The organism is Serratia sp. CMO1, assembly GCF_015689115.1.
Taxonomy (GTDB): Bacteria; Pseudomonadota; Gammaproteobacteria; order Enterobacterales; family Enterobacteriaceae; genus Serratia; species Serratia marcescens.
The window spans coordinates 2,388,546-2,401,236 of the sequence record NZ_CP065032.1; the positions used below are offsets into that span (position 1 = coordinate 2,388,546).

The following is a 12,691-nucleotide window of genomic DNA, read 5'->3' on the forward strand; positions in this document are numbered from 1 at the left end:
AAGATGGATATCACCGCGATTGCCGCTCAGTTTGGGTTGGATGCCACACAGCCGCCGCTCAGTCTTTATCCCTATGCGCCGGTTTATAAGATAGGGGAACATGTGCTGAAACGTACCCGTCCGACGACGGATGAAGCCCATGCGCTGGCGGCGTATCTCGCCGAGTTGCGTTATCAGGGCGTAGATATCGTAGTGCCGACGGCGTGTCCGCAAGAGATGAAGGGAAGCATGTGGGTGGTTTATCCCTTTATCTCGGGAGAGAAATATGCAGGCCGCGATGAACAGATCGTGGCGGCCGGCAGGCTGCTTGGTCGAATACACGCGCTGTCTCCGACAAACCATAACGCCGGGCTGACGACCTATGACGAGTACGCGCTGACTGAAGAAGACATCTTGGCGGATCTGGATGTGATCGCCGACCATGCGGCTGAGCAGGGGATTACTCTCGATATCACGGCGTTCAAAGCACGCATGCTGCAGATTGCCGAACGGCAGATGGCGCTGAAAGAACAGGCTCTTCCTTGTGTGGCGACGCCCTATGACTTTAAAGCCGATAACTTGGTGTATGTCGCGCCGGATAGGCCGGTGCTGATCGATCCCGATAACGCGCTGTTTTTACCGCGGGTATTTGACCTGGCGTTGGCGCTGCTGCTGTTCCACAATACCCTGGCTTCAGCCCCCGGCCGTGTCTTCAGCGTGTGGGAATGGCGACTGTTCTTGGCGGGTTACGGCGAGTCTGTCACGCTGACGGCCGATGAACTACAGGGCTGGCATCAGGCAGTGGAACATCTGTTTCTCGACGAAGTGCTGTGGCTGATGGCGGACTTTGCCGATGGCTGGCGCGATCCCCGGCAGACGGCGCTGTTCGTCTCGCTGTTCAAGCTGCTGGATAATCTTTCCGACTACGGATTAACACCGTAATGCGCTCAACGTTGCAGCGGTTTTTTGCGCCGTCGGCGAGGCTCTTATATATTTAGTAGCATGCCTGAGGCAGGTTAGGCATGAAACGGCGGTCGATCGAGCCGCTGCAAGTACGACAGTTAATCCGTTCGCCAAGAGGCTGCGAGCCTGTGCTTTCGGTAGGGACAGCCGCCAATCGTTTTTACGGCGACCGAAGGCGGAGCAGCTACTCACCGGTCACGAGGACACTTACCATGCATAAGAGAACACTGGCGTCACTGCATTACGAAAACATGCCTTACGATGGGGTACACTTTCACATTTTGAAACGGGAGACGCCTGGCCATACGGCGTTGCTGAAGCTGGATGCGGGCAGCCGGCAACCGGCGCGTTTTCACCCGGGCTGGGTGAAACTGATGGTGCTGAGCGGTGAACTGAAGGTTGACGATCAGACGTTGCAACCCCATGAGATGTTGATCATTCCTGCCAATACCGCTTATACGGTACAGGCCATCACGGAAGTGATTTGTCTGGCGATTTCCGAGCTGGACGGCGCCGAGTTGGCCCGTTGATGAGATAACCACGTTGGATGGAGGAGAGCCTAGGCGCTCTCCCTATCCCTTCAGCAGTAAGCCGCCCCCCAGGCCGAGCTACCTGCTGATTGATGCATACACCTCCTGATTTATGCCACCGCGCTTTCCCTCTCCATCACTTTCGGCCGCGTCGCCCCCGCAACGAGCCGCCATCGCGCAGCGCATGCGCAACGTCATCGCCTCCGTTTTACGCAGAACGATGAAATTTTGGTGTAAATAGTGAGTTTCTTCGCATAAGGCCCCTGGTGTGGCTTGCGAGAACGTCACTATATGGAGGATCATGCGGTCCCTCTATCAAATAAAAGACATTCGCGTTATCAAAAGGGACAAACGATCATGGGATTCGAAGTCGACAACGCCGAAACGAAACGCATCGACCTCAGCAGCCACGAAAATTCCTCGTTCGAGGTGACGGGGCTGGTGAAACACTATCCGGCGGGCTTCGTCATTCCTTACCACTCGCATAAACGCTGTCATTTGCTCTATTCGCAACAGGGCGTTATGGCGGTCGAGGCGAGCAGCGGGCGCTGGATCGTGCCGCCCACCACCGCGGTTTGGTTGCGGCCGGGGGTAGAACATCAGATCGTCATGCAGAGCAACATCTGCGTTTACGGGATTTTGGTCGATGAAATCACCGCCGCGCGTTTGCCGCTGCGCGACGGCGTATTACAGGTTTCACCGCTGTTGCGAGAACTGATCGCCCAGTTGGCGACGCTGGCGCCTGAAGGGCCGGAGACCAAACGCAATGCGCTGCTGAGAGCGTTGTTCCTGGAGGAACTGAGCCTGCAGCCGCAGCTGGCGCTGCATCTGCCTTGGCCGGCAGAGGCGAGAATGGCCGAAATTTGCCGGCAGTTGGTCATCACGCCGGCCGACGAACGCGGTATTGAGGCCTGGGCCGATTCACTGTCGATCAGCGTAAAGACCTTTCAACGCCATTTCAGTCAACAAACCGGCATCACCTTCGGCCAGTGGAAACAACGTCTGCGGCTGCTGTCGTCCATTCCGCTGCTGCTGGCCGGCAACTCGATCATCCACGCCGCCTTCGAAAGCGGTTACGAGAGTCACAGCGCCTATTCGGTGGCGTTCAAAAAATTGTTTGGCGTTTCGCCTTCGCGCTTTACGCTATAGCCTTATGGCATAGCGCGCTTCTCCTATAGATTGAAGCAACCTAATGACGTATAAAGCAAAGCAGTCAACCTCCGAGGCCGCTTCCCGTGATAAAAATTGTCGTGTATCTGATTCTCGCCGTGACGATCGCCATTATTGCGGCAAGAGTCCTCTTTCGTTTGCCGGATATTTCCCAGCGTCTGCCGCAGGCGGCGTTGCCGGCGGATCCTGCCGCCCAGTTACCGGCGAGGGCCGCCGAACTGATGGCGGCGCATCCAGGCCTGAGCGGCGTGGTGCCGCTGGCCAGCGGGCACGATGCGTTCGCCAGCCGCCTGGCGTTGGCGCGGATGGCGGAAAGGTCGATCGACGCCCAGTACTACATCTGGCATAACGACACCTCCGGGCAGATCCTGCTGAAAACCCTGTATGACGCCGCCCAACGCGGCGTGCGCGTGCGGCTGCTGCTGGACGATAACGGCGTCGCCATGGACGAGACCCTGGCGGCGCTGAACGCCCAGGAAAACGTCGAGATCCGCCTGTTCAACCCATCAACCGTGCGCACGCCGAAGCTGGCCGGCTACGCCTTTGACTTTATGCGCATGAATCGGCGCATGCATAACAAGTCTTACATCGTCGACGGCGCCGTGGCGATCATCGGCGGCCGCAACATTGGCGACGAGTATTTCCAGGTCGGCGACGAAAACTATTTCCTCGATCTCGACGTGCTGAGCGTCGGCAGCGTAGTGGCAGAAACGGCCGAGGTGTTCGATCGCTACTGGAACAGCGCGTCGGTGTTCGGCGTTGAGCAGATTATCCGTGGCAAAGGTAATCTTTCTGCCTTCCTGACGCAGGCCACCGCGACCGAAAGCAGCGAGCGGGCCCGCAAATTGGCGGTGCAGCTGGAAACCAGCGCGGTGCGCTTTCGCGATGGCGCCGTCCAGCCGGAATTCACCCAGGTAGAGCTGGTGGCCGACGATCCGGCGAAAGGGCTGGGCAAGGCGTCGCGCGATCGGTTGATGGTGACGCAGCTCGGCAAGATCATCGGCGGCGTCGGCCGGCAGCTGGATCTGGTTTCCGCCTATTTCGTGCCGGGGCGGGAAGGGGCGAGCTTCTTTGAATCGCTTGCCAAACAGGGGAAGTCCATACGCGTGCTGACCAACGCGATGAACACCACCGACGTGCTGGTGGTGCATGCCGGCTACGCCAAATACCGGCGTGAGCTGCTGCAGGCGGGCGTCGAACTGTTCGAGCTGAAGCTGCGCGCCGGTCAACCGACCGGGCGCAAGGAACTCAAGCCGCTGGGGCTGTCCGGCGCGGCGCTGCACGCGAAAACCTTCGCCATCGATGATAAGCGGGTGTTTATCGGTTCGTTCAATTTCGATCCGCGCTCGGCGCACCTGAACTGCGAAATGGGCTTCTTGATCGACAGCCCGACGCTGGCGGCCGACACCCGCCAACTGTTTGATGGCCCGCTCGAGTACGCCGCCTACCGCCCGGTGCTGACGCCCGAGGGCAAAATGGTGTGGAAAGAAGCCTTCGAAGACGGCCACACCGAGGTGCATCAGCAAGAGCCCGGCGCCGGCTGGGTAAAACGCATTATTCTCACCGTGGCCGGCTGGCTGCCGATCGAGTGGATGCTGTAACGGCGTGGCGGGAGGGAAAAGGAAGGCTCGCCGGTTTTGGCCGGCGAACCTTGCGAGGCTCAGTAGGCCAGCTTGTCACGGTGCTTGCGGATAAACGCCCTTAGCCGCATCGGCTCTCTCCCCGCGATCTGCGGGAAATTATCGAAAACCTCATCGACGCCTGGGATATCGCGAGCCGCTATGCGGCGAAAATTGTCGTAGACGCAGCTCATGTAGGCCATTTCGGCGCCCGTCGCGCGCATCTCATCCAGAAAAACCTGCGGATCTTGCGCTTCATAGCGGAACGTCTGCCCCAGCTCTTCCGTCATCATGGCAGCGATCTCGCCGTAGGATTTAACGTCATAGCCCATGCGGTAGGTTTGGCCGCCGTGCCGCTCGGGGTGCAGCAGCGCCAGCGCCGCCGCCTGCGCTACATCGTCGCCGTCCACCCAGCTGAACGGCGCATCGCCGGTATATTGCCGGATCACGCCGTTTTTCACCGCCGGTACGCCGTCGTAGTTGAGCAGGTTCTGCATAAAGCACTCCGGCCGCAGGTGGGTGAAAGAAAATCCCGACCACTCGATGTAACGCTCGATGAGCTGGTGCCAGGCCCAGTGCGCGACGCTGGTGTCGTCACGGCCGCAGGCGCCGAGGTGCACGACATGCCGTACGCCGGCCTGGCGCGCGCGATCGAGAAACACCTTGCTTTGCCGCAGCATGTCCACCGTGTAGCCAGTGGCCAGAAATACGCGCTCGATGCCGGCCAGCGCCGGTGCCAGCGTCTCTTCCCGATCAAAATCGAGCTGGACGGTGCGGATACCCAGTTTTTCGAAGGGCGCCGCCTTGGCGGGAGAGCGCACGGCGGCAACCGGCTCGATCTCTGCCTGGGATTGTAAAAGACGCAGGGTCGCACCGCCTATCTGGCCGGTGGCGCCGGTGATCAGGATCCGGGGCTTCTTGTTCTTCATAACTTACCTCTTGCGGTTTTTAACGCTGTGAGGGAAAGTCTATCGGAATAAAAATCATGATTTGCGCTATAAATTACCGAGTTGCGGGAACTAAATTCATCAATAAGGCAGGGGCATGTTTTCTTCCGAACGTCTTAAAGGGATCGGTCTGTTTGTTTGCGTGGCCGATATGGGCAGCTTTACGCTGGCGGCGGAACGCCTGAACCTGACCGCTTCTGCCGTCAGCAAAGGGATCGCCCGGCTGGAAAGCCGATTACAGACGAAGCTGTTCCAGCGCACCACGCGGCGGCTGGCGCTGACCGACGCCGGCACCCAATTTTATCGCACCTGTACCGGCGTGTTGGCCGAGCTGGAAGAGGCCGAACTGGCGATGCAGGCGGAAAGCGCCGAGCCGCGCGGCAGGGTGCGCATCGATCTTCCCGCTTCCTTTGGCCGTTTGCATGCGCTGCCGGTGATCTTGCGATGTATTGAGGATCACCCGTTGCTGGTGCCGCATATCACGTTTTCGGACCGCTTCGCCGATCCGGTCAGTGAAGGCATCGATATCCTGGTGCGTATCGGCGGTTCGGATGTGTGGCCAAATACGCTGGGGCATCACTACCTTGGTAAGCAGCGGCATATCTTCTGCGCCGCGCCCGGCTACCTGAAGCGCCAGGGTGAACCCACCACCGCTGCTGAATTGGCGCATCATCACTGCGTGCTGTATCAGGAAAACGACGGCGTGCAGACGCCCTGGCATTTCTCGGGAAGCGGTGCCCAGCCGGTAGAGCGAAGAACGCTGACGCCGCGGGTGGCCATTGGCGATGCTGAGGGGCAACTGACGGCGGTGCTGGCGGGGCACGGCATCGCTCAGTTACCGACCTGGCTGGTCAAACGGCAGCTAGAGGAGGGGGCGTTGGCCGAGGTGTTGCCGCATCTGGCGACCGACGGCCTGCCGATCAACGTGGTCTGGCTGAAAAGCCGCCGGGCGCAGCCGAAGGTCAGCGCTTTACTGCAGGCGCTGATCGCCGGGTTGACGCCGGAGGGACAGGCTTAATGAGTTTCACTCAAACTAACCGTCGCCGTGCGGCCGGCGATCAGCTCGACGCCGTGGGGAATGGTGTCGATCGCGATGCGCACCGGGATGCGCTGCGCCAGACGGATCCAGCTGAATGTCGGGTTGACGTTGGCGAGCAGATTGCCGGCGGCGGTGGTGCGCTCGCTGTCGTTGATGCCGGCGGAAAGCCCGTCGACGTGGCCATACAGCGGCTGCCGTTCCCCCATGATGCGGATCACCACCTTGTCACCGTTCTGGATGCGGCCCAGCTTGGTCTCTTCGAAGTATCCGGCGATGTAGAAACTGTTGGAATCCACCAACGCCATGATCGGCTGACCGGCGGTCGCGTAAGCGCCGGGGCGCAGGGAGAAGTTGGTGATCACGCCATCCACCGGCGCATAGAGATCGGCGCGCTGCAGGTTGATGCGCGCCAGCGCCCGATCCGCCAGGGCCTGATCCAGATTGGCCTTTGCCAGCGATTGGGCATCGCGGCGATTGTCGCGTTCCTGCTGTGAAATAGCCGACTGCAGCGCCTGATAGCGCCGGTTTTCGCGCTGGGATGACGCCAACTGGACGTTGGCGCGTTCAACGGCGGCCTCGGCCTGATCCAGCGCATTGCGCAGCCGTACTTTGTCCAGGCTGAGCAGCAGCTGCCCTTTATGCACCACCTGGTTGTCGTGAATGTGCACGGCGTCCACCTTGCCGGAAACATCCGTGGCCAGCGGCACCACGTCGGCGCGGATCTTGCCGTCGCGCGTTTGCGGGGCATAGGTGTAATAGAGATAAAGCTGCCACAGCACGCCTGCCGCGATCAAAACGGCAATCAGGGTCAGCGCGGGGCGCAGCAGAACAAGGGTACGTTCACGAAACATGGGGTCCTCAGGGGGTGGTAAGCCATTTCAGGCCGTGGAAAAACAGCCCGGCCAGAATAAGAAACAGGGCGGTGTCGAACAGCGGGCGCTGCGCGACCCAGCGATAGACGCCCACCGCGCTGAGCGTCCAGGAAAGCGCCATGCGCGAGAAAAACGCGCACACCAGGCACAGCAGCAAGGGCGAGATGAACACGCCGTCAATGTTGATTTCACCGATCATGTCAGGGATTCCAGTGCAAAGCCGTGGGGAAGTGCAGCAGCCGTAGCCGGGTAAGCGGCCGCAGCGCGCGCCGATCGTTCTGCCGCCAGGCCTGTTGCAGACCGACGTCGATCTGGCCCAGCAGCGCGGAGGGGGCCTCAGCGTGCAGAGAAAGTTGGCGGAACGCCGCCGGCAGACCGGCGTTCGGCGAAGCGCCAGGGCTGAGAGCGCCGGCCTGCTGCAGACGAATCAGGTCGATAGCGGTTTTTAAGCGCATCAACAGCTGTGGGCTGCGATCGGCTTGCCCAACGGCGGCCAGGCGGCTACCCAGCGCGGTGATGCGATCCAACGCGCGGGCCTGATAGCGCTGTAAGTCGCGCTCCGTGACGTGGCGATTGAGGCGCAGCATCTCTTGCGCATCCTGCCGCATCAGCCGCGCCACCACCTGATCGGTGCCCCAGCGGCGGAACAGCGCGGCGCACAGGAATGCGAAATAGACGCCGATCAGCGTGCCGGTAGTGCTTTCCAGATACAGCCCCATATTGTTAGGCGCATAGTGCCCCTGAAAGTTGACGTTGCTGAGCGACAGGGCGATCGCCAACGTCGCCAACGGGTTGCTCGCCGCCCACACGCCGAGCGGCAGCAAAAACAGCCCCATCACGATCAGGAAACTGCCGTAATCCCCGGCCAGCGGCAGCAGCACATAGCTGAGCAGGGCGCCGAGGGCCATAGCGATAGCGGCGAAGCGGCCAAAAGTGGCGATGGTGGCGCCGGGATTGTCGCCGGCGCCGAAGAAGGCGATGGCCACGATCCCCATCAGCACCATATTGGCGCCCTGTTCCCAGCCGGTGAAATACCAGAGACCGCACAGCAGGGCGTAGGTCGTCAAAATTCCGGCGAACATGCGCACCGCCATGCCGATATCCGGCGGCGGCGAGAAGACGCGGCTGCGCATCATCTGCGCCTGCAGCGCCGCGGGCAGCGGCTCGCCGTCCAGGAATGCGTTCAACTGCTGTACCTCGGCCCACAGCGTTAACCACTGCTCAACCTGTTCAGCCAGCTCGTCGACGATCAGCGTTTCCCACGGCGACAGCGACGCCGCAGGCGGCAACAAGCTTACCGAGGGCGCAGCGTGCGGTGCGGGTTCAACGGCCTGCCGCCGGACCTCATTCAGCCACGGCTGCAGGCGGGGGCGCAGGCCGACCGGCAGTGCGGCGATGCTGTTGCCGATGGCCGAGAGCAGCGGCACGATTTGCAGTACGCGTTGCTGTATCGAAATCGCCGCCTGACGGGTGGGCTTATCGACCGAACTGTCATAGCCAAGGGTGGTCATCATCTGATTGAACGAGGCGATGTCGCCCAGCAAACGGATACGGTCCGCGTCGGCCTGGGCGTCACTGCCCTTGCCGTCGAGGCTGTCCTCCTGCCAACGCGCCAGGTCAGCCAGCCAGCCTTTCAGCCGCGTGCGCAACACCGGCGCCAGCGACGATGGGAATAGCACGCTGTCTACCAGCGTCACCGCCAAAATACCCAGGCAGATCTCCGTTACCCGCGTGACGACCATAGTGAACATCGTGTCCGGGTGATTGATGTAGGCGATGGCGACCAGCATCATGGTGATGGCGCCCAGCTGGAAAAAGTAAGCGCGTGGCGTGCGATCGAGATAGGAGAGGCCCAGCATCAGTGACGATGACAGCCCAGCGGCGACGATCAACAGCACCGGCGTGTTGCTAAGCCAGGCCGAAAGGCCCAGCGTCAGCACGCCGGCGAACAGCGTGCCGCAAAAACGGTAGGTGGCGCGGGCGCGTACGGCGCCGCTGACCGGATTGCTCAGCACGCAGCAGGTCACCATCGCCCAATAGGGATTTTGCAGGCCGATGCTTTCCGCCAGCGCGAAGGCCAGCATGGCGGAAATAAACAGTTTCGCGGCGTACAGCAGCTGCGGTTTACCGATGTTCATGGCTCATTGCCGGCCTGTTGCAGATAGTGGCCTGCGCGCTCTTCAAACAGGCGCAGAATGCGAGTGGCGGTTTCAATATCTTCCAACGGCACGTCGTGCATCAGCTCGACTCGCAGCTTATCGGCCGCGGTTTCGACCTTTTTGGCCAATTCGGCGCCGGCGGGCAGAATGCGCAGGGTTTTAAACCGACGATCGCCGGCCGACTCCTGCCGCTCGAGGAAGCCTAACGCGGCGGCCTGATCCAACAGACGCACCATCGCACCGGGATTGACGCCGACTTCTTCCGCCAGGTCGCGCTGATTGATGCCCTGCGGATTGCGGTGCACCAGAACCACGACGGTAGCCAACGACATGGAGATGCCGGATTTGGCGATCGCCAGCGTCGCAGCCTGTTTCCACACCCGGCGAACCGGTTGCAGGGCGTTGGTGAGGGCATAGAGGGATTTTTCTTTCGATGACATGGGATACCTCGGCAAACAGTGTATATAGGTTAAATTGCAACAGTTGCTTTGGCAATTAGTTTTGAACACTCGACTGAGAAACAAAAGGTAAGACATACGTGACGACGTCACATAAAACAAACGGGCTACATAGGTAGCCCGTTTGAAAGGTGGGTATTACAGCGCCTGAACGGGGTTCATCGCAGCGCCGGGGAAGGCCGTATCTTCACCGCGTTCACGCCACGGCGCCAGATCGCGGCTGCGGGAGGCTACCGCGCTGTCCCACAGCTGATACGCGTCCTTACCGAGCATCAAACGCACCGGCGGGGTGGCGCTGGCCACCATATCGACGATCACGCGAGCGCCCTTGACCGGATCGCCCATCTGTTTGCCGTTCTGCGTGCGGTAATACTCCACCATGCCGGCATCCAGTGGCGCATAGGCAGCGATTTCGCGTTCGGCCTTCATGGCGGCGCTGCTGGCGAAACCGGTACGGAAGGCGCCCGGCTCGATCAGCGTGACGTGGATCCCCAGCGGCTTGACCTCGTGGTGCAGCGCTTCGGTAAACCCTTCCAACGCGAACTTGGTGGCGTTGTACAGACCGCTGCCGGGGAAGGCCACCAGGCCGGCGATGCTGGTCAGATTGAGAATATGGCCGGACCGTTGAGCGCGCATCTGCGGCAGCACTTCACGCGACAGCTCGGCGGCCGCGAAGAAGTTCAGCTCCATCTGGGCGCGGATCTGTTCGGAAGTGAACTCTTCCAGCGCCCCGTAAGAACCGGCGCCGGCGATGTTGGCCAGTACGTCGAGGCGGCCGAAGGTTTCGACGGTCTTCTTCAGGGCGGCGGCGCGCGCCGCAGGATCGGTCACGTCCAGCTGCAGAGCCAGCGCGCGTTCGCCGTGGCCGGCGGCGATCGCCTGCAGCGGCGCCAGGCGGCGGGCGGTGAGCACCACGTTGTCGCCCTTGGCCAGCACGGCTTCAGCCAAAGCCTGGCCGAAGCCGGAAGATGCGCCTGTAATAAACCAGGTTTTGTTCATATCGAGATTCCTCGTTATCGTGGGGAGTTACAGTTGAATTTCAGTGAGTTCTGCGCCATCAAAAGCGGTGTCTTCGCCCCGTTCGCGCCAGGCGTTAAGCTCCTGCTGGCGTTTGGCGAGGGTGGTGTCCCACATGGCGTAAGCGTCGCGCCCCAGCATCAGGCGCACCGGCGGGGCCGTGAGAGTGACCAACTCCAGCATGCGCTGCGCCGCTTTGGCGGGATCGCCCATCTGTCGGCCGGCGGACTGCGCCAGGTAGGTTTCAAACGGTGCAATCGACGGGCGGTAGGCCTCGATGCGCTGCGTCGGCCGCATGTTCACGTCGCCGGCGAATTCGGTGCGGAAGGCGCCGGGCTCGACCAGGGTCACGTGGATCCCCAGCGGCCTGGCCTCGATGGCCAGCGACTCCGTCCAGCCTTCGAGGGCAAACTTCGCCGCGCAATAGGGGCCGGCGGCGTTCATCGCCACCAGACCGGCGATGCTGCTTACGGTGATCACGTTGCCGCTGCCCTGGCGCCGCATCTGCGGCAGCACGGCGCGGGTCATCTCCGCCGCCGCAAAGAAATTCAGCTCCATCTGCTCGCGCAGCTGTTCGAGGCTGAACTCTTCGCAGGCGCCGGCTACACCGCGCCCGGCCAGGTTGGCCAGCACGTCGATGCGGCCGAACCGCGCCAGGGTATCGGCGACCGCCTTATCGCGCGCGGCGGCATCCGTGACGTCCACCGCCAAAGGCAGCACGCGATCCTCCTGGCCCTTAGCCAGCGCCTGCAGGCGGTCGAGACGGCGGGCGGTCACCACCACCCGATCGCCGTTGGCGATGGCCGCTTCCGCCAGGGCTTTGCCCAGGCCCGACGAGGCGCCGGTGATCAGCCACACTTTATGGTCATTGTTCATTTCAGGTTTCCTGCGAATAAATAAAACGGCGCTTAGCGCCACCAACGGCTGCCGGGGTGCGGCCGAACGATATCGACACGTTCGCCGATCATCGGCGTCGCGACCTGCACGCTAAAGGGAGCGGCATGGCGCAGTACCTGGTCGAACGGGTCTTGCCAGGCGTGCATCGCCAGATCGAAGGTGCCGTTATGGATCGGCAGCAGCCAGCGGCCGAGCAAATCCCGGTGCGCCTGCACGGTTTGCTGAGGGTGCATATGCACATAGGGCCAGCGTTTGTCGTAGGCGCCGGTTTCCATCAGCGTCAGGTCAAAGGGGCCAAAACGGCGGCCAATCTCGGCAAAACCGGTGAAATAGCCGCTGTCGCCGCTGAAGAACACCCGCAGCTCATCGTCTTCAATCACCCAGGAACACCACAGCGTGCGGTTGCCGTCGGTCAGGCTCCGGCCCGAAAAGTGCTGGGCCGGGGTAGCCGTCAGCCGCAGGCCGTCGATTTCCGTGCCTTGCCACCAGTCGAACTGGCGGATTTTGTCCGGCGCCACGCCCCAGGCCGCCAGGCGATCGCCCACGCCGAGCGGTGCGACGAACTGGCCCACCTTGCCGTCCAGCGCCCGAATGGCGGCCTGGTCCAGATGGTCGTAATGATCGTGTGAGAGGATCACGGCGCGGATCGGTGGCAGCTCCTCGATCGCGATCGGCGGCGCGTGAAAGCGTTTTGGCCCGGCGAACGGCAGCGGCGATGCCCGCTCGGAGAACACCGGATCGGTCAGCCACCATTGGCCGCGCAGCTTGAGCAACACCGTGGAATGCCCCAGACGGTACAGGCTACGATCGGGTGCCGCCTCAAGCTCGGCGCGCGACAGGCGCTGAATCGGCACCGGCGTCGCCGGCACCGTGCCTTTGGGCTTGTTGAAAAATACGTCCCACCACACGCGCAGGGTGGACTCGGGCAGGTCACCCGGCGCCGGCGGCCGCTGATTGTTAAAGCGCCGATCGCGCCATTGTGGCGATGAAGCATAGCCGCCCGCTGTCGGGCGCAATTTGGAACAACGGCTCAAAGTCAGA

Annotated in this window: 13 protein-coding genes; 5 read left to right on the forward strand and 8 right to left on the reverse strand. The window is 61.8% G+C overall.

Annotation, left to right across the window (positions count from 1 at the left end; translation table 11 throughout):
* Window positions 1-3: 3 nt before the first annotated feature.
* The 4 genes from IT763_RS11425 (at window position 4) to IT763_RS11440 (ending at window position 4,243) form a co-directional block, all read left to right on the forward strand.
* Complete coding sequence (locus tag IT763_RS11425; protein ID WP_206195426.1) at window positions 4-921, forward strand: phosphotransferase; 918 nt, start codon at window positions 4-6, stop codon at window positions 919-921.
* Window positions 922-1,154: 233 nt separating this feature from the next.
* Entirely contained in the window at window positions 1,155-1,472 is a 318-nt protein-coding gene (locus IT763_RS11430; RefSeq protein WP_015377878.1) for a cupin domain-containing protein, read from the forward strand.
* Between the two features lie 357 nt (window positions 1,473-1,829).
* Window positions 1,830-2,621 (forward strand): helix-turn-helix domain-containing protein, encoded by a 792-nt coding sequence (locus IT763_RS11435; RefSeq protein WP_110146997.1) that lies wholly within the window; start codon window positions 1,830-1,832, stop codon window positions 2,619-2,621.
* An 86-nt stretch (window positions 2,622-2,707) separates the two neighbouring features.
* A complete protein-coding gene (locus IT763_RS11440) occupies window positions 2,708-4,243 on the forward strand; it encodes a phospholipase D family protein (RefSeq protein ID WP_039566127.1) in 1,536 nt (511 codons plus the stop codon).
* Between the two features lie 59 nt (window positions 4,244-4,302).
* Here IT763_RS11440 and IT763_RS11445 read toward each other — a convergent pair whose 3' ends face one another.
* Window positions 4,303-5,190: an SDR family oxidoreductase gene (locus IT763_RS11445; RefSeq protein ID WP_206195427.1), complete on the reverse strand. Its 888-nt coding sequence runs from the start codon at window positions 5,188-5,190 to the stop codon at window positions 4,303-4,305.
* 115 nt (window positions 5,191-5,305) lie between these two features.
* Between IT763_RS11445 and IT763_RS11450 the strand changes: the two genes are divergently transcribed.
* Entirely contained in the window at window positions 5,306-6,226 is a 921-nt protein-coding gene (locus IT763_RS11450) for a LysR family transcriptional regulator (RefSeq protein ID WP_049299225.1), read from the forward strand.
* Here the strand turns inward: IT763_RS11450 and IT763_RS11455 are convergent.
* From IT763_RS11455 to IT763_RS11485, 7 genes are all read right to left on the reverse strand, one after another.
* Window positions 6,223-7,098 carry an HlyD family secretion protein gene (locus IT763_RS11455; protein ID WP_033648322.1) on the reverse strand — a complete coding sequence of 292 codons (876 nt, stop codon included), beginning with the start codon at window positions 7,096-7,098 and terminating at the stop codon, window positions 6,223-6,225. The two genes, IT763_RS11450 and IT763_RS11455, sit on opposite strands and share 4 nt — an antisense overlap.
* 7 nt (window positions 7,099-7,105) lie before the next feature.
* A complete protein-coding gene (locus IT763_RS11460; RefSeq protein WP_033648323.1) occupies window positions 7,106-7,318 on the reverse strand; it encodes a DUF1656 domain-containing protein in 213 nt (70 codons plus the stop codon).
* A gap of 1 nt (window position 7,319) precedes the next feature.
* Window positions 7,320-9,257, reverse strand: coding sequence for an FUSC family protein (locus tag IT763_RS11465; RefSeq protein WP_049299227.1), 1,938 nt, complete (start codon window positions 9,255-9,257; stop codon window positions 7,320-7,322).
* Window positions 9,254-9,718 (reverse strand): MarR family winged helix-turn-helix transcriptional regulator, encoded by a 465-nt coding sequence (locus IT763_RS11470; protein ID WP_049299229.1) that lies wholly within the window; start codon window positions 9,716-9,718, stop codon window positions 9,254-9,256. Before IT763_RS11470 ends, IT763_RS11465 begins: the two co-directional genes overlap by 4 nt.
* A gap of 156 nt (window positions 9,719-9,874) precedes the next feature.
* Window positions 9,875-10,735, reverse strand: coding sequence for an oxidoreductase (locus IT763_RS11475; RefSeq protein WP_043147473.1), 861 nt, complete (start codon window positions 10,733-10,735; stop codon window positions 9,875-9,877).
* Window positions 10,736-10,762: 27 nt separating this feature from the next.
* Window positions 10,763-11,629, reverse strand: coding sequence for an oxidoreductase (locus tag IT763_RS11480; protein ID WP_038871624.1), 867 nt, complete (start codon window positions 11,627-11,629; stop codon window positions 10,763-10,765).
* Between the two features lie 32 nt (window positions 11,630-11,661).
* Entirely contained in the window at window positions 11,662-12,684 is a 1,023-nt protein-coding gene (locus IT763_RS11485; protein ID WP_049299232.1) for an MBL fold metallo-hydrolase, read from the reverse strand.
* Window positions 12,685-12,691: the final 7 nt, after the last annotated feature.